The sequence below is a fragment of the Chitinimonas viridis genome, from assembly GCF_030409555.1.
Classification (GTDB): domain Bacteria; phylum Pseudomonadota; class Gammaproteobacteria; order Burkholderiales; family Chitinimonadaceae; genus Chitinimonas; species Chitinimonas viridis.
The window spans coordinates 40,896-57,286 of sequence record NZ_JAUFPU010000008.1; the positions used below are offsets into that span (position 1 = coordinate 40,896).

Consider the following 16,391-nt stretch of genomic DNA (forward strand, 5'->3'; position numbering starts at 1 on the left):
CATGAGGCGCATAGCATGACCTGATTTTAGCCTTGTTTCCGGCAACTGGCTGCCCACGGTCGTCAAATCCCCACTCGCGTGCCGCGAGGCTCCACGCCAGCGGGCTGTGCGCAGGGAGGCGCCGCACCTGGCCATGCCGTGCGGTATAGCGGCCCTTACTCCAGCGTGAAACGCTGCATCAAATTGCCGGGATAGCGCACGTACAGGCTGCCATCGGCAGCGACCCAGAAGGCATCGAACAGATTGCTCATGTTGCCGCTGGTGGTCTGGACCTGGTAATCCGGTCGCAACAGATATTCGGCGCCTGTGGCATTACTGAGCGTCAGCCTGCCTTCACCGGATGGTGACACAAACCAGCCGCCTTTTTCGGCCGCCTCGGTAATGAAGGCAAGGTCATGAAAAACCGGGTAGATCAGTTGCGAAGCACCTTGGCCATTGTGCCAATGCACGATGCCCTGGCCATCGACCGCGATGCTGGTGGGCACGATGGCAGGAACCGTGCTGTAACCCAGCTGCGGCCTGCCCAGCAGGAAGGTGCCGGCTGAGGCGGGATTGCTGCTCTGTAGCTGCAGCAGGCCGTTGCTGGTTATCTGTGTCTGCAGGCCGCTCTGCTGTAGCAGAGGGGCGAAGCGGGTCATATCCTGCAGCACGGAGGTGACGTCCAGTTGCAGCAGGGGGCTGCTGAAATGGTAGCTGCCATCGGTGTTGAACTGGCTGGCACCGGTACTGATGGCAGCCAGGCTACCCTGTGGGAAAACCGACAAGCTGATGCCGGGTAGATCCAGCTTGAGTGTGCCATCTGCCTGCTGGCTTACGCTGGCGCCCAGTTGCGCTGCGAGGTAGTCCTGCGGGCTCATGCCTAGCCGGGCTGGCATGTTGCTGCCGCTAAGGCGCGGTGCCCAGAGGGGGTAGGCAGTCAATCCATCCGGGCGCTCCAGCCGGATGGGGTCGCCGGCCTTGCCGAGCTTGCCGCTGAGCGAACCGTAGTAGACCCCCAGCAACTGGCCGTCACCATTGAAGCGTGCAACTTCACCGGCCTTCAGCTGCAGGGTGGTCGCCGCAGCGGTGACATTTTTGGGGGGGTAGAGGGTGAGGGTAGCGTCACCGCTTTCCAGCGAGATCGCGGCGGTGTCGCCCAGTCGGCTGATGTGGGCGGTGGCGCCTGCGCTGCCGGTGCGTACCGTGACTTCTCGCAGCAAGGTTTCGCTGCCGAGCAAAAATCCGCCCAACAGGCTGTTGCTTGCGGTGTTGCGCAACATGGCCTCGCCTTGGGTCAGTAGCAGGCCGGTCTGGGTGCCGCCTGTTGGCTGGCGCAAGGCATAGGTGGCGAGGAAGGTATTGCGTTGTTTGGTCAGGGTCTCGGGGTTGGTCTGCACAGCCAGTGTCTGTCCGCCCAGTTGCAGCTGGGTCAGGGCCTGCGGCGCAAAGCTGATGAACACCCGGGCGCTGGCACTCTGTGCGAACTGCAGGGGTGCAGGCGGGGCGCTCAACAGGACCAGCAGACCGTTCTCGGCCACGCCGACCTGGCCGGAGAGGCTGCCGATATTGCTGACCATGTCCTGGGTGGCGGGCTGGGCGGTAAAGCCGGTGGCATCGTCCAACTGCCCGGCTGCCAGGTCGCCTTCGAACTCGAACGGCTCCGCCGGGGAGCTATTGTCGTTGAAGTCGATGCGCAGTGACTCCTGGGCATGGCCGCTTACCTTGGTGGCATTGCCGCTCTGTACTGCACTATCTGCCAGCGTGATGCTCAGGTTGTAGACATCGTGTCGGTCTTCATGGCTGCTGGCACTGCCACCCAGGCTGAGCGTGGCTTCCGTTGCGCTGTTCACCAGCAGACTGGCGCTCAGGCCCGCTGGCAGGTGGGCAATGCTGGCACGGCCGGTGTTGAGCAGGTTGGTGCCTACTGGGGCATTGAAGCTGTCGCCGCTCAGCTGTAGTGTCAGTGCATTGCCCAGAGCGCCATTGTTGCTCACTGTCTCGGTGAATACCGTGCCGGAGTAAAACAGGCTGGCTGCCTGTGCGCAGGGTTGCAGCAGGGCAAGCAGCAGATAAAGGGTAAGCAGCGTGGGCCGTGAGCGGGGTGTTTGCATGTCAGCCGGACTTGGGTTCTAGGTTGATGGACGCCGAATTGACGCAATAGCGCAGGCCATCGGGGCCAGGGCCATCGGGGAAGACATGACCCAGATGGGCATCACAGGCTGCGCACAGTATCTCGGTGCGTATCATGCCATGAGTCGTATCCCGGCGTTCGTTGACGGCGCCGGGGATGGCCTGCCAGAAGCTGGGCCAGCCGCAACCGGCGTCGAATTTGGTGGTCGAAACAAACAATGGCGTAGCGCAGCAGATACAGCGATAGGTACCCTCGGTGGTGGTATCCCAGTAGATGCCGCTGAAGGGGGGCTCGGTATGGGCGTGGCGGGTGACGCGGTACTGCGTTTCATTAAGCTGAGCGCGCCATTCGGCATCGGTTTTGCTTACTTTGGCCATGGTGGCTTCCTCGGTGTATACACTTGAAATACTGGAATACGAGTAAGTTGGGTGAAGCGGGGCGTAAATGCAAGGGCTTGCCCTAGCGCAATAAGCGCTGGATTGCCTCATGCTAGACTCCGCACCCTTGGTCGAACTCAACTCCGCAGGCTGACAATGCAACCCTGGCAAGATTTCAACGCTCCTTCCGATTACCTGAAAGACCGCGTCATCATTGTGACGGGCGCGGGTCAAGGCATAGGCGAGGTCGCCGCCATGAGTTTGGCTGCGCATGGTGCAACCATTGTGCTGGTGGGGCGTAACGACAAGAAACTGACCAAGGTCTACGATGCCATCGAAGCCGCCGGTGGCGCCAAGCCTGCGGCCGTGCCGGTGGATCTGGCCGCCATGAGCGATCAGGACTGCGTCAACTTCGCCAACCTGATCTGGAAGGAGTTTGATCGGCTCGATGGCATAGTCCACTGTGCCAATGGCTTCAATCATCTGTCGCCGCTGACCAACCAGAAGCTGGAGGAGTGGGTCAGCATGTATCGGGTGAATGTGGCCGCGCCGTTTGCCATCACGCGGGCCTGCCTGCCGTTGCTCAAGCGGGCGGAGGACGCCAGCGTGCTGTTCGTGGGCGAGCAGCATGCGTTTGATCCCAAGGCCTATTGGGGTGGTTTTGCCACTACCCGTGCCGGCCAGGCGGCGCTGGCCAAGGTGGCGGCAGATGAATGGGACAAGGCGCCCATGCCACGGGTGAACCTGCTGGTGCCAGGGCCGGTAAGGAGCCCTTTCCGGACCAAGACCCATCCCGCTGAGGACAAGGAAGCCATCCCGGCGGCAGCCGACATGGCCAGTGCCTTCCTGTGGCTGATGGGACCCGCCAGTGCCGAACTGCGTGGTCAGACATTGCGCTTCAACCCTATGGACACCAGCGGATGGGCAGGCGACTGATCGTCCTGTTGGCAAGCTTGCTGCTGTCGCCTGCCGGGGCGGCAGTAGAGGGAATAGTGACTGCCGACATTCTGCCCATGGCCTACCGCCAGGATGGCAAGGTGCGCGGCATGATGTATGAGTTGGTGCAGGAAATGGCACCCCGCCTGGGTTTCCACGGCGATATCAGGTTCTACCCGTGGCCACGGGCCCAGGCAACGGCGCGCTCGGGTGCGGCCATGCTGATTTTTCCGGTGTCACGTACACCGGATCGCGAAAAACTCTACACCTGGGTAGCGCCGTTTGGTGTCATCCGGCACCTGATGCTGACCCGCCGTGATCTGAATGTACCGTTGGACGACCATGCCGCCATGGGCAAGCTGCCGGTGGGGGTGTTGCGCGGTTCACCCCACCGCGCCATGCTGGAGAATCTGGGATATCGACGCATTCTGGAAGAACCCAGCAACGAGGCATTGCTGCGCTTGTTGGATCAGAACATGGTCGCCGCCATCGTCAGTGGCGACTGGGTGATACGGGCCACCTTGCAGCAAGCCGGGCGGGATGAGCGACAGTTTGTGTTCGGCACACCGTTGTCCAGCACCGATGTATACATTGCCGCCTCATTGACCACGCCTGAGGTGGAGGTGCTGGCTTGGCGTCATGCCATTGAGGCTGCCCGCCGCGACGGGGTGATAGATCGCTTGATGAAGAAGTACGGGGTGACCACGCCATGAGCCGCAAGCCTGACGATACGGCCAGCGCGGATATACGGCTGGACAAATGGTTGTGGGCTGCCCGGTTTTTCAAAACGCGCAGCTTGGCAGGCACCGCCATCGATGGCGGTCATGTGCACCTCAATGGTGAGCGCGCCAAACCCGCTCGCCACCTCAAGCCCGGCGACCGATTGCGCATACGGACCCAGACTGAAGAGTACGAAGTGCTGGTCTTGGCACTCAGCGAGAAGCGCGGGCCGGCCACCGAGGCGCGTTTGCTGTATGTGGAGTCGGCAGAGAGCGAGGCGGCACGCCAGTCCCGGCGCGAGGCACAGGCGCTGGCGCCGGTGTTCGATCATCCTGACGTGCGAGGCCGGCCGACCAAGAAATGGCGGCGGCAGCTGCACTACTTTGAACGCAAGCTGGCAGGCAGCGAGTAGCCCGCCAGCATCGACATGCAACAGGCCACCTCTAACGGTGGCCTGTTGCATATTGCCGAGTGGTTCAGGCGTACTCAAGGCGCGGTTTACAGCTTGGCTTGCATCCGAGCTACCGCGGAATTCACCTTGGGCATGAGGGCAGTATCGGCCGATTCGGCCTGTTTTTTTTCCCCACTCAAACCTGCAAATTATCTTCCCCCTGCCTCTACGCTGGGATCAAGCCAGCGGTTTGTTCTGAACGACGGTAAGTCGCGAAACCATCTACCTTGGACTGGCAAAGTCGATGTGATTCTGGATGCACGCTTGTGCCCCTCTGATTCAGGCATGACGCAGCCCTATGCCTTGCTGTGAGTGTCTGTATATGAGAATTCAGGCGGGTCTGTCGCTTTGCCGCCACGCTTCGCAAAGAAATCGCAACGCAAGGCTGCTAATTTGAGCACTTGCTCGATACATTGCCGTTACGGCTCCCCCGGCCGGGGGTTTACGACCCGGCTGGCTTCCCGATAACTATTAGGAGAACACGATGGATAGAAGACAGTTTATGAAGGCCGGTGGTTTTGTCACTGTGTCGGCCGCGACCGTGGGTTTGCCCGGTTGTGGCGGCAGCAGTGCTTCCACTGGCCCGGACACGCCACCTGCCAGCGGTAGCAGCTACAAGTTTCCCCAGAGTGTGGCCTCGGGCGACCCCAAGCCTGATGGCATCATGCTGTGGACGCGCGTGGTACCCAGCAGCGCGGACGATGTCACGACGTCTTCTAGCGCCAGTAATTTCAGCGTTCGGGTGCTGGTCACCGAAGCCGACAACGCTGCGGCCCTGGGCGGCAATACCGCACTGAGCGGCACTACGGTGGTGGATACCACCATCCCGGTGCTGGCCGAGTTCGACAATACCGTACGCCACAAGGTTACCGGCCTGAGTGCCGGCAAGACTTACTACTACCAGTTTGTGGCGGGCGATGTGCGCTCCAAGGTAGGCCGGTTCAAGACCGCGCCGGCCAAGGATGCCGACGTGGCCCAGCTGAAGTTTGCCTTCCTCAGTTGCCAGGACTGGAGCATCAACCATTGGGGTGCATACAGCGACCTGGCCGCCCAGAACCTGGACTTCATCATCCACCTGGGCGACTACATCTACGAAACCGTGGGTGAGGCCTTCCAGACCGGCGCGGTGGAAACGCGCCACACTGCCTTGAGCCTGCCCAATGGCACCTTCAAGAACGGGGTTAGCGGCGCCAAGTACGCTACCACCCTGGCAGACTACCGCTACCTCTACAAGCAGTACCGTACTGATAGCCGCCTGCAGGCCGTGCATGAGCGCTTTGCTTTTGTGGCGGTGTGGGACGACCACGAGTTCAGCGATGACTGCTGGAACGATGCCGAGACCTACAGCAACGGCAGCTACAACGCCACGGGCGGTGACAACAATCACCAGACCACGCGTCGCCGCAGTGCTAACCAGGCCTGGTTTGAATTCATGCCGGCCGATATCTATTTCAACAACACCACACCAGACGGCTATTTCAATATCCGCATCTACCGCGAACTGCAGTTCGGCAAGCTGGCGCATCTGGTGATGACCGACGAGCGGCTGTACCGCTCCGACCATATCATCCCGGAGGCAGCCCCAAACCCGGCAACGGGCGCCGCCATAGGCAGCATAGGCAGCCGTTATATGGCGCCCGAAACCACCCTGCTGGCCATCGAGGCGCAGAAGATGGCGGGTGCCAAGGCCGTGGGGCTGGATGAGCTGGTGTTCACTTCCATCCTGGGCCAGGTGCAGCGTGACTGGTGGAAGGACACCATGAAGAATTCCACGGCGACCTGGAAGCTGTGGGGCAACGAGGTATCGCTGTTGAAGATGGGTGTGGACGGTACCAATGCCATTGCCACCCTGCTGGCCTTGCAGGCGGTACCGACCCTAGCTTCCGGCATACAGACCGCGCTGGCATCCACCGGCGGCAATGCCGCCATTGCGGCTGTCATCGTGACTGCGCTGACCGCTGGCGCAAGCCAGGCGACGGCAGGGGCTGCCGGCATGGCACTGGCCACGGCTGATGCCATGGGAACCAGCTTGCCCGCTGCCGGGGTGGATGCTGGTCTGAGCTCGGCCGATGCGGCCATTGCGGCAGCCGCCTATATGGCAGCCAAGGCTGCAGCGGCGGGTGGTTTGGCCGCGCAGGTGGCGGCCGGCGCTCAGACCATCGCCTTTGGCATGATCAAACCCGATGTGGTGGCCAAGAAGGCAAACTCGAACTTCATCCCCGCCAATATGAAGGCAGGTCTGGCGCCGTTCTTCACCAAGTTCGTGATCAACGCCGACCAGTGGGATGGCTACAACGCCGAGCGTAAGGCGTTGATGAAGCACCTGAAGGACAACAGCATCAAGAACGTAGTGGCGCTGACCGGGGATATCCACGCCTTCTATGCCGGTACCGTGCATGACGACTACAACGGCACTGGCGGCGGCACACCAGTCATGGTGGACCTGGTCACCGCAGGTGTCAGCTCGGACTCCTTCTTCAGCTACCTGAAGGATGCCGTGGGCAGCCTGTCGGCCAGCCTGGCTACCTTGGTGTACTACCCCTTGACTGTGCCCGTCACCGGCTTGGGTGATGTAGTGCTCAACGTCAACCTGCTGGATTACACCTTGGGTAAGGCTGCGCCTACGGCAGCGAGCTTGGCCGAGAGTCTGCGTGTACAGCTGCGTGGCGCCCTGGCGGCCAAGGGGGTGCCTGAGGCGCAACTGGATGGCTTTACCACGGCAGTGCTGACCGGCTTGCAGGCTGCCCCGGCGTTTACTGGCCAGCTGCTGCCGCTGGCCGGGCAGCTGTCCAGCCTGAACAGCAACCCCTGGTTGAAGTTGGCCAATACCGATGCGCAGGGCTATGCCGTGGTGACGCTGACGACGGCTGGCCTGAGCTGCGAGTTCCGCCAGGTGAACAAGCTGGTGGGCGGCAATGCGCCCTCGGCTTCGACGCTGGTGGCCAAGACCACTACGGCCACGGTGAGCAAGGATGTGGCTGCGGTAACCGTCAGCGGTAGCTGATTAGGTTTGCCTGACTGTCGCAACAGCCCCGCCCTGGCGGGGCTGTTGCTTTGTGGGAGGCCGCTTTGCCTGCCCTGCAGGATGACCGTTCAGCGCATGGCCCGAATTTCGCTTAAGGAGATAGCCTGCCATGCCGATAAGGCTTTATCCCACTGAGAGCTGCCGCCATGAATCTGTCCCCGCTCCATCCATCACTACCCAGCCTGTATCAGCAGCCGGCCAATAGCGGTGCGCAGAGTTCCACGCGCCAGCAGGAGGCGGGCAGGGCCAGGGACGCCAGCGATACCTTGATACGTGCCAGCGATATTATGCAAAAGCGGGTAGAACAGATGCAGGGTGCCATGGGGGACATGGCGCTCGGCTTGGCCCAGGGCTTTGCGCAGAGCTTGCTGGGCAGTGCGGCCGAGGGCGCCACCATACAGTTTGACGAGACCGCCATTGCCAGCCGATCTCGCTTCAGTGCAGCCGCATTCAATCGTACCGACGAGAACGGCCAACTGCGCGCTGCGGGCTTCCAACTGGAGGACGCCAGCGAATTTACCGGCCGAGGCACCATTACCACGGCGGATGGACGGACCTTTGAGTTCGAGCTGGAAATTCGCTACAGCGCATCGCTCACGTCGCTGGCGGCCGAACGCCGCAGTGGCGGAGAGGCAGTGCCGACGACGGTCGGCGGCGGCAACCGTCTACCGCTATCGGCAGACTTTGCCGGCTCGGCGGTCGACCTACTCGACAGGCTGACCAGCGAGCCGGTGCGCCTGCCCTTTGCCTTGACTTGGAACCCGGCGGGCGAAGATCAATCTGCGGTGGCCGGCGACATGGCCATGCGCATCCTGGGTTTGCCGGGCGGCGAACGTTATCTCGACTGGCTGCCAGACTGGCAGGGCGATCAGGGCGGCGTGGATATGCGGGTGTGAGCCGGGCAGGGCTTACATATGCGAGCTATTTGCTACGCTTGTCTGCTTTCGCCTTTACGGTCGCGTTATTGAGTTCGATAGCGGCACATATCAGTGCCTTGAACGCGGTGGCGTCGACCACCTCGCCCTCCCGAATATCGATTGCCCGCCTGGTATTGCCCTCCAGGCTGGCGTTGAAGAGCTTGTCGGGGTCGCTCAGCGCCGCCCCCTTGATGAAGGTCAGCTTCACAACGGACTTGTAGGACTCGCCGGTACAGATGATCCCATTGTGCGACCATACCGGCGTACCCATCCACTTCCACTCCTCGACGACATCAGGGTCGGCTTCCTGGATCAGCGCGCGCATCCTGGCTAGAGTCTCCCCACGCCAGCCGCCGAGCTCGGCAATCTTGTCGTCTATCAGTTCGGATGCCAACTGGCTTTCCATCGCGTGCGACTGCTTCATGCTTTCCTCCTGAACGATCTGGTTTTTCCTCGTCTTTTCCAGAACAAGCCTAGCCTAGATTCCCTGGCAATGGCCGACGCCAGGTTTCCCTAGCCTGGGCTACTCTGCCTATTGTGCCAGTGTCCAAAGGGGAAACGCCGGCACAGCTGAATGGTGGGCCAACTGCGCCCGCTGACCGGAGCGGGGTATCCGGTCTTCAATCTCAAGCTCCCACTTCGTTTTGCTCCACCGGGCATATCACCGGCAAGCAGCATTGGAACGGGGGCGTCAGGTGGTGGTCTATCGGCCTGCGGTATCGCGTTGCAGTTTTGGCAAGCCGTCGCGCCAGGGTTGCTGTCAGGTGAGCGAAGCCGCCCGATTGAGTATCTGGCATTCGGCCCCTTGGGGCTTCGTGTAACCTTGCTTTTGCCTATCTAAATTGCTGGAGTCCTTATGCTTGGTTCGACCTTGTTCGGTACTAGCTATCCCCTGATACAAGCACCCTTGGCCGGGGTACAGGCCAGTGCCATGGCCATTGCGGTGAGCCGCGCCGGTGGCCTCGGTTCCTTGCCTGCGGCCATGCTGTCGCTGGAGGCGTTGCGTACCGAGTTGGCAGCGATACAGGCCGGAACCGACCAGCCTTACAACGTGAATTTCTTCTGCCATACGCCACCTAGCCCGGTGGCAGAACGGGAGGCTGTCTGGCGGGCTGCCTTGTCGCCGTATTATCGCGAGCTGGGGCTGGATATCGATAGCGTGCCGGCAGGGGCGGGGCGTATGCCATTCACGCAGGAGGCGGCCGAGGTGTTGGCCGAGTTCAGGCCCCCGGTGGTGAGTTTTCATTTCGGCCTGCCGTCAGATGACTTGCTGGCACGCGTACGGAGTTGGGGCGCCAAGGTGATTTCCTCGGCTACCACCGTGGCCGAGGCCCGCTGGCTGGAGGCGCGCGGCGTCGATGCCATCATTGCGCAGGGGCTGGAGGCAGGCGGGCATCGGGGCATGTTTCTGTCGGATGACCTCAGTACCCAACAAGGTACCTTTGCCTTGCTGCCGCAAGTGGTGGCAGCGGTGAAGGTGCCGGTGATCGCAGCTGGTGGCATAGCAGATGCCCGGGGCGTGCGTGCGGCGCTGGCGCTGGGTGCTGCCGCGGTGCAGGTAGGTACGGCCTATATGCTGTGCCATGAAGCCACAACCAGCTCAGTGCACCGGGCGGCCTTGCAGAGCGACGCGGCGCAGCATACGGCGCTGACCAATCTGTTTACCGGGCGGCCCGCGCGGGGCATCGTCAATCGGGTGATGCGTGAACTGGGGCCGATCAGTGCAGCGGTACCGGCTTTTCCCCTTGCCACGGCGGCCATGGCGCCTTTGCGCAGCCAGGCCGAGGCGGCGGGTAGCGGTGATTTCTCGCCTTTATGGTCGGGCCAGAACCCAACGGGCTGCCGGGCGGTATCGGCGGCAGAAATGACCCGGCTGCTGGCGGTGGGCTGCGGGACCAGTGAGGGGTGATGGACTGTTGTACCGCCGTAGGCACGACAGGCTCCCGCACGCCCCTCAAGGTCGCTACTGAAGCATGAAGGTTTCGTACTCCAGGGTTTCCAGCTTGCGATCCAGTACCAGCATGGCCACGGTCACCGTCAGCAGCATAGCGGCAGCAAAACCGTAGCCATAGAAGGCCGCGCCCAGGTAGAGGCTGATGGAGGTGAACAGCACGTTGCTGACCACCAGCAAGCCGGTCAGCATCAGCACGATGCGGCGGCGATCAAGGTAGAAGAACACGTTTAGCAAACCGAGGAACACCACCTGCAGGCCGGCAGACACTACGTCGACATAGAGCAGGGGCAGGTGCAGGCGGCTGATGTGCAGGGCGTCGAGCAGGATGGGGCCGAGGGCGAACACCAGCAGGATGGCGATGCCCTGGATCTTGACGATCTCGGCGATGCCCTGGCGTATGGTAGCCACCATCTCGTTGCGCATTTCCTCGATGTACTGCAGCGTTTCGCCCTCGCGCACCGCGTTGTAGAACTTCTCGTAGTACTCGACGAAGTCTGTCTCCATCCGCACCAGGAACACCGCCATGCCAGGGATGATGCTGAGGTAGGCCAGAAAGATGGGGAAGTCGTAGATTTCGGATGCGCGTAATGGGCCTATGACCTGGTTGGAGGTATAGGGGTAGTACCAGAAGATGAACTTGTCTGCCCAGGCCGCCAGATTGTAGAAAAAGCCGGTCCAGATCAGGCTGGGGTAGACCTTGCGTACCTCCAACCAGTCGAAGCGGACAAAGTCGGCGCCGGGGAACTCATACAGCACCAGCGCCACCATGCCCCACAGCAGCACGCTCTGGCCGATGAAGAACCCCCCCATCAGGCCTTCCAGACCGAAAGGGCGCATCAGCAGCGCGGCAGCGACGGTGATGCTGTAGCCCAGGAAGAACAGCAGCACGATGGCCTTGTAGCGCTTCATGCCGCTAAGGAAGATGGCGGCGATCCAGATATCGGACATGACCACGAAGGAGCCGGCCAGCAGCAGGCGGTAGAGCACGCTCTCCTCGGGGAACAGGAACAAGGCCGAGAGACCGCCCAGCAGGCCTGCGGCCAAGGTGACTGCCAACAGCACGCCATTGAAGTTGGCGAGCACGATGTAATCCTTGTGCTCGAATAGCCGGTCGGCAATAAAGCGGGTGAAGCCTAGCTGGATGAACCCCGTCAGTATCAGGCTGACCGCCATGATATAGGTGACGGTGACCTGGAACTGGGCAATGAGGAAATCCGGTACCACCACGGCGATGCTGAAAAAACCGATCAGTAGCACCCCCAGGATGGACAGTACCCAGGGGCCGGAGCTGATCAGGCCGGCGTAGAAATAGCCCTGCAGCAGGCCTAGATAGCCTTTTTTGTTCAGGAGCTTGCGCAGCTCGAAGCCTATCCCCGCCATCAGGCCACCGTCTCGGTATCGGTGGTGTCCGGCGTAGCGGTCTCGCCCAGCAGTTCCTGGTATAGCGTGCGATAACGGCCGAACATCAGGTCATCGGTATAGAAGCGCTCCACCCGGGCGACGGCCGCGGCCTGGCAGGCCTGCCAGACGTCGAAGTGTGACAGCAGGCGCAGGCAGGCCCTGCCCAGGGCCTCGGGGTTGGCAATGGGTACGACTTCGCCGGAGGGCCCCAGGGCCTTGTCTTCGTCTGTCAGGCCGTAGATCAGCTGGCTGCAGGAGCCTACATCGGTGGTGACCGCCGGGATACCGGCGGCATAGCCTTCCAGCAAGGACAGCGGCAGCGCCTCGGAGATGGAGGAGAGGATCAGCAGCTTGACCTTGGGGAAAATGTCCTCTGGCTTCTGGAAGCCCAGGAACTTGACGTTGTTGCTGAGCCCCAGGCTTTCCACCAGGTCGCGGCATTCCTGCGCGTAGGCCGGGTCTTCGTTATCGGGGCCGACTATCCAGCCTTCGGCATTGGGTAGCTCGTTGGCGACGGTACGCATGCCGCGTATGAACGTCTTGATGTCCTTGATGGGCACTACCCGGCCCAGCAGGCAGAGTATGGGCGGGCTCTTGGGGCTGTCGTCGCGGTTGGGGCGTATGGGGGCGAAGCGGGTCAGCTTGATGCCGTTGGGGATATTCAGGGTGCGCTCGGCCGGGGCGCCGTCCTCTACCTGCCGCAGGCGGTTGTTCTCGTACAGTGCCACGATCTTGTCGGAGGCGTCGTAGCAGGCCAGGCCCAGACCCTGGAAGAAGCGTATCCACAGGCTGCGGAAGTAGCTCAGTTCGCTGGCGTGCTTCTGGAAGGCATCGCGGTTGTCGCGCACCCAGTTGCTCTGGAACAGGTCTATCTTGCGTTCCTTGGTATAGATGCCGTGCTCGCTGGTGAGCAGGGGCTTGAGCCGCTTGTTCTTGAGCAGGGCGCCCAGATAGCCGGCATAGCCGGTAGATACCGTGTGGAACAGCCGCACCGGTATGAGGTTCTGGGTGACACGGGCCAGTGTCCACAAGGGCTCGTGCATGGAGCGGACGGTCCAGAAGTAATCGACAAAGGAGGGGTCGGTACACCGCTCGCGATACTGTTGGCAGATGTATTCCCAACTGGTCTTGGCATAGAGAAATTCGGCCTCGCCCACATCCTTGCTATCGAGCAGCATGCTGGCCAGCGCCTTGAACACGGCATCGCCGCCCTCGGTGCTGCCGGAGCGGAACCAATCGTGCAGCTCACGCACGGTCTGCATGGTCTGCGGGTCACCCTTGCGGGGCTTGGTTTCGGATTCGCCGTGCTTCTCGTGCAGGAAGTGGGTTTCCAGGTGCACCACGTTGTCGGGCATCTGGTAGCGTGGCTGGCCGTATTCATCGGGATTGGAGCCGATGAAGACGATGGCGTAGCGATATTCAGGGAAGGCCGTCACCATCTGGTGTACCCAGCTGGAGACACCGCCCGAGATATAGGGATAGGTGCCCTCCAGCAGCAGGGCAATATCGGCGGAATCGGCTTTGCGTATGATGGCCATCAGGCAGTTTGCGTCCAGTAGCGTTGCAGGGCGTTGACCAGGGGTGATTGCCCCTCGGCAGGCAGTTGCGCCATCAAGCGCCTTACTTCCTGGTAGTTCTTCTTGCGCCAGGCCAGTTCGGCCAAGTAGGGCACCACACTGCTCACCGGCTGGCCAAATGCTTGGGCCGCCATGAAGCAGGGCAGGGCGGCGTCGGCCTGGTTGTTCTCCAGCCGTATCTTGCCCAGCAGCATCCATAGTCCGGCATCCTCTGCCATGCGGTCCAGGCAGCTCAGCGCATAGCGCTCGGCCTGGGCCAGCGTGTGGCGGCGCATGTCGCCCTGGACCAGACGGTTGTGCACCAGCTCCCAGTTCAGTTGCGCCAGCGAGCGGTCGCGATCCAGCCTGGCCTTGTCATCAGCCGGCTCCTCGTGGTTGAGGCGGTGGATATGCTCGGCGATTTCGCGCTCCTGGTTGGCCAGGATGCCATAGGCCACCAGCCGGATATCATCAACATCGCCTGACAGTGCCTCGTGCAGCAGGGGGTTGGCCAGGCGGCGGGGCATGGCCTGGGTGGTCAGCAGTGCCTTCATGCGGATATCGGTGCGGGCGCTGGGGTTGAACATCAGTGCCTTGACCCCGCCTGCGGCGTAGGCTCGGGGGCTCTGACCCCGGCCGGAACGGTAGTTGGGCGGCTCGACCTCGCCAAAGGGGGCGAAGACTTCTTCCCGCTTGACGAAGCGGGCCAGGATCACGGCCAGCAGGATGCCCAGCACGCTGATGCCGGGGATGAAGAAGCAGAGCGAAAAGAACAGCAACAACGGTGCACGGGCCGGAAAGCGGTAGTGCGGCGGCAGGAAGTGCAGCCCGGTGAACGAGAACACGACGCAGGCCAGGGCATGGCTGGCTAGCAGCAAGGTGACCCGCAAGGGCTCAGCCTCTCCGGTGATCAGCGCCCCCAAAGCACCGATATCAAGACTGGCAGCAAACAGCAGCCGACCGCCTATCACGTGCGATCCCCCAGTGGTGCCAGGGCTTTGCGTACCAGGCTGGCCGGGTCCACTCCCAGCAGGGGCTCGGTATGGATGGTACGGTGCTGCATGCTGAAGTTCTGGCCGTACAGGTCATCGGCCCATTTGCCTATGCGCTCGATATAGCCATCCACCCCGGCATCGTTGGTCATGGGTAGCAGGGTCAGGACCGCATGGTAGCCCTCGCCGGTCAGCAGCCAGACGCCGTCCAGGCCTCGCCGCATGCGGCGTATGCCTTCTATGGTGTCGGCGCCACGCTCGGTGTTATGGAATACCTGCAGCACCAGCCAGCTTTCCACCTTGCCGGCATTGGCCAGATGCAGGAGACGACCCAGTTCTTCGGCGAATTCGGCTGGGCAGTCGGGAGTGCCTTCGCGCAACTTGCGCGTGCTCTCGGGCGTGGCCAGTGAGTCGGCCAGATAGCCCACCAGGGCCGCCAGCATCACCAGTGTCTCCTCGTGCAGGGCAAAGAAGCCGATGCGCCTGACCGTGATCAGCCCCAGGATGCGGTCGTCGGCAGTCAGCAGCGGTGCGACTAGTTGGTACTCGCTGGGCTGGCGGCGGCCTATGCCCTCCATGGAGAGGTGAGTCAGCAGATGGTTTTCCAGTGCGTGCACCACCATGGGGTCGTCCTGGTTCATGTTTGGACGTACTGGCTTGCCATCGGGGCCGGGCAGGCTACCTACATAGGCGATGGCCTCGTTGCGGCCATTGGGCAGGGCATACAGGCCAGCTTCCTCCACACCGCAGAACTGGGCCAGCAAGCGCAGGAAGCTCTCGGCGTCGGCCTCGGCTATCCAGCCCGTGGTGGCGGCCTGCTGGCCCATGCGGCGGGTGTCGATCAGGGTCTTGAGCGATGCCAAGGCATCGCGCATGGTGGTGGGCTTGAGCAGGAACTCATGTTCCAGCCGGTCGTGCGACAACCGCATCAGGTAGTACTGGTTGGAAACACGGCGCAGACGTTCATACAGGTAGGCATTGGTCTCCTGCACCCGGCGCAGCTGGATATTCCAGTTGCCGGCAAATTCACCCGCCAGCATGGTGGCGATCAAGCCACCCAGGAAGTACAGCTTGGGGAAAGGGCCAAAGGCCGCCGCATCACCTTGCCCGCCCAGCCACCACCAGGCCAGTATCATGCAGGTTGACCCCAGGCCGGCGGTGACACCATAGCGCAATGCGAGCAGCAGGGGGGCAAACCAGGGCCAGGGAAACTGGGCCTGTTGAGCCAGGGGATCGGCCGGGTCTATCCAGCGTGACAAGGCCAGCATAAGGCCGGTCAACACGATGGTTTCAAGGGCAACCCAGGAGACGGCGGACTGTTCAGCCGGCTTCAGCCGCGCCAGTAGGGCGGCGCGAAGCCAGTGCAGGTGATAGGCAAAGCGCATCGGTCAGCGGCTGGGCAGGTCGGCGTCGTCAAGCAGATCATCGATCAGCTTCTGGGCGGTGACGGCGATGGATGAGCGGCTCCAGCCGCTCTTGCCGGCCACGCCGCTCCACACCACGTTGCCGCTGGTGACATCGATGATGTTGAGGCTGACACCGACGGCGGGCTCGCCATCGACACCGACCTTGTAGCGCCATTCTTCCACGCTGCCCTGCACTGCGTAACGCACGCCGGCCTGCTTGGCCCAATCCAGCGCGGCGGTCTGGCTCTTGCGGTCTGCGGTTTCAAACAGGGCTTCGGGATTGAGTTCGGCCGGGTAGCGTGCCACTTGCTGCAGGCCCTGTGCCTGCATCAAGGCGAACACGATGGATTCGGCTGCCAAGCCGGCTTGGGGCGTATCGCTGTGGTTGGCCATGGGCAACAGCGCCCATTTGGCATCGGGCTGCCATTGCGGCGCCCGGCTGCTGTCCAGCGTGGCGCAAGCACCCAGCCATACGGTGGCTGCCAGGGTGAGCAGGGTTTGCACGGTGCGTTTCATGTTTGTTTCCTCATCGCTTGTAGGCTGTTG

14 protein-coding genes are annotated in these 16,391 nt (G+C 62.2%); 6 read left to right on the forward strand and 8 right to left on the reverse strand.

The genetic code is table 11. The annotated features are described in order from the left end of the window. Positions 1 to 155 precede the first annotated feature (155 nt). Entirely contained in the window at positions 156 to 2,090 is a 1,935-nt protein-coding gene (locus tag QWZ03_RS08940; protein WP_290332373.1) for a hypothetical protein, read from the reverse strand. Between the two features lies 1 nt (position 2,091). Further along, entirely contained in the window at positions 2,092 to 2,487 is a 396-nt protein-coding gene (gene msrB, locus QWZ03_RS08945) for a peptide-methionine (R)-S-oxide reductase MsrB (RefSeq protein ID WP_290332374.1), read from the reverse strand. 156 nt (positions 2,488 to 2,643) lie between these two features. On the opposite strand from msrB, the gene QWZ03_RS08950 reads away from it, so the two are divergent. From QWZ03_RS08950 to QWZ03_RS08970, 5 genes are all read left to right on the forward strand, one after another. Next, complete coding sequence (locus QWZ03_RS08950; RefSeq protein WP_290332375.1) at positions 2,644 to 3,423, forward strand: SDR family NAD(P)-dependent oxidoreductase; 780 nt, start codon at positions 2,644 to 2,646, stop codon at positions 3,421 to 3,423. Beyond that, positions 3,408 to 4,136 carry a substrate-binding periplasmic protein gene (locus tag QWZ03_RS08955; RefSeq protein ID WP_290332376.1) on the forward strand — a complete coding sequence of 243 codons (729 nt, stop codon included), beginning with the start codon at positions 3,408 to 3,410 and terminating at the stop codon, positions 4,134 to 4,136. Before QWZ03_RS08950 ends, QWZ03_RS08955 begins: the two co-directional genes overlap by 16 nt. Further along, positions 4,133 to 4,555, forward strand: a complete 423-nt coding sequence (locus QWZ03_RS08960; protein ID WP_290332377.1) for an RNA-binding S4 domain-containing protein — start codon at positions 4,133 to 4,135, stop codon at positions 4,553 to 4,555. The genes QWZ03_RS08955 and QWZ03_RS08960 overlap by 4 nt, the downstream gene beginning before the upstream one ends. A 523-nt stretch (positions 4,556 to 5,078) precedes the next feature. Next, positions 5,079 to 7,598 (forward strand): alkaline phosphatase D family protein, encoded by a 2,520-nt coding sequence (locus QWZ03_RS08965; RefSeq protein ID WP_290332378.1) that lies wholly within the window; start codon positions 5,079 to 5,081, stop codon positions 7,596 to 7,598. A 167-nt stretch (positions 7,599 to 7,765) separates the two neighbouring features. Further along, entirely contained in the window at positions 7,766 to 8,515 is a 750-nt protein-coding gene (locus QWZ03_RS08970) for a hypothetical protein (protein ID WP_290332379.1), read from the forward strand. 25 nt (positions 8,516 to 8,540) lie between these two features. Here the strand turns inward: QWZ03_RS08970 and QWZ03_RS08975 are convergent, their stop codons facing one another. Continuing rightward, positions 8,541 to 8,960 (reverse strand): DUF1801 domain-containing protein, encoded by a 420-nt coding sequence (locus QWZ03_RS08975; protein ID WP_290332380.1) that lies wholly within the window; start codon positions 8,958 to 8,960, stop codon positions 8,541 to 8,543. 432 nt (positions 8,961 to 9,392) lie between these two features. Here QWZ03_RS08975 and QWZ03_RS08980 point away from each other — a divergent pair, with 432 nt between their 5' ends. Further along, the gene (locus tag QWZ03_RS08980) at positions 9,393 to 10,445 is read left to right on the forward strand and encodes an NAD(P)H-dependent flavin oxidoreductase (RefSeq protein ID WP_290332381.1); all 1,053 of its coding nucleotides are present in this window, start codon (positions 9,393 to 9,395) and stop codon (positions 10,443 to 10,445) included. Between the two features lie 54 nt (positions 10,446 to 10,499). Here QWZ03_RS08980 and pelG read toward each other — a convergent pair whose 3' ends face one another. The 5 genes from pelG to QWZ03_RS09005 are packed head-to-tail and all read right to left on the reverse strand — an operon-like array spanning position 10,500 to position 16,361. Continuing rightward, positions 10,500 to 11,870, reverse strand: coding sequence for an exopolysaccharide Pel transporter PelG (pelG, locus tag QWZ03_RS08985; protein ID WP_284196865.1), 1,371 nt, complete (start codon positions 11,868 to 11,870; stop codon positions 10,500 to 10,502). Further along, entirely contained in the window at positions 11,870 to 13,429 is a 1,560-nt protein-coding gene (gene pelF / locus QWZ03_RS08990) for a GT4 family glycosyltransferase PelF (RefSeq protein ID WP_290332382.1), read from the reverse strand. The genes pelG and pelF overlap by 1 nt, the downstream gene beginning before the upstream one ends. Next, a complete protein-coding gene (locus QWZ03_RS08995) occupies positions 13,429 to 14,418 on the reverse strand; it encodes a hypothetical protein (protein WP_290332383.1) in 990 nt (329 codons plus the stop codon). Before QWZ03_RS08995 ends, pelF begins: the two co-directional genes overlap by 1 nt. After that, positions 14,415 to 15,824 (reverse strand): PelD GGDEF domain-containing protein, encoded by a 1,410-nt coding sequence (locus QWZ03_RS09000; protein ID WP_290332384.1) that lies wholly within the window; start codon positions 15,822 to 15,824, stop codon positions 14,415 to 14,417. The genes QWZ03_RS08995 and QWZ03_RS09000 overlap by 4 nt, the downstream gene beginning before the upstream one ends. Before the next feature lie 3 nt (positions 15,825 to 15,827). Further along, complete coding sequence (locus tag QWZ03_RS09005; RefSeq protein WP_284196861.1) at positions 15,828 to 16,361, reverse strand: penicillin-binding protein activator LpoB; 534 nt, start codon at positions 16,359 to 16,361, stop codon at positions 15,828 to 15,830. Positions 16,362 to 16,391 lie beyond the last annotated feature (30 nt).

Excerpts from the sequence above, each read along its gene's own strand:
- QWZ03_RS08940 (WP_290332373.1), bottom strand. The coding sequence starts at position 2,090 with ATGCAAACACCCCGCTCACGGCCCACGCTGCTTACCCTTTATCTGCTG.
- QWZ03_RS08965 (WP_290332378.1), top strand. The coding sequence starts at position 5,079 with ATGGATAGAAGACAGTTTATGAAGGCCGGTGGTTTTGTCACTGTGTCG.
- QWZ03_RS09000 (WP_290332384.1), bottom strand. The coding sequence starts at position 15,824 with ATGCGCTTTGCCTATCACCTGCACTGGCTTCGCGCCGCCCTACTGGCG.
- QWZ03_RS08950 (WP_290332375.1), top strand. The coding sequence starts at position 2,644 with ATGCAACCCTGGCAAGATTTCAACGCTCCTTCCGATTACCTGAAAGAC.
- QWZ03_RS08970 (WP_290332379.1), top strand. The coding sequence starts at position 7,766 with ATGAATCTGTCCCCGCTCCATCCATCACTACCCAGCCTGTATCAGCAG.
- QWZ03_RS09005 (WP_284196861.1), bottom strand. The coding sequence starts at position 16,361 with ATGAAACGCACCGTGCAAACCCTGCTCACCCTGGCAGCCACCGTATGG.
- QWZ03_RS08975 (WP_290332380.1), bottom strand. The coding sequence starts at position 8,960 with ATGAAGCAGTCGCACGCGATGGAAAGCCAGTTGGCATCCGAACTGATA.
- pelF (WP_290332382.1), bottom strand. The coding sequence starts at position 13,429 with ATGGCCATCATACGCAAAGCCGATTCCGCCGATATTGCCCTGCTGCTG.
- pelG (WP_284196865.1), bottom strand. The coding sequence starts at position 11,870 with ATGGCGGGGATAGGCTTCGAGCTGCGCAAGCTCCTGAACAAAAAAGGC.
- QWZ03_RS08955 (WP_290332376.1), top strand. The coding sequence starts at position 3,408 with ATGGGCAGGCGACTGATCGTCCTGTTGGCAAGCTTGCTGCTGTCGCCT.
- QWZ03_RS08960 (WP_290332377.1), top strand. The coding sequence starts at position 4,133 with ATGAGCCGCAAGCCTGACGATACGGCCAGCGCGGATATACGGCTGGAC.
- QWZ03_RS08980 (WP_290332381.1), top strand. The coding sequence starts at position 9,393 with ATGCTTGGTTCGACCTTGTTCGGTACTAGCTATCCCCTGATACAAGCA.
- msrB (WP_290332374.1), bottom strand. The coding sequence starts at position 2,487 with ATGGCCAAAGTAAGCAAAACCGATGCCGAATGGCGCGCTCAGCTTAAT.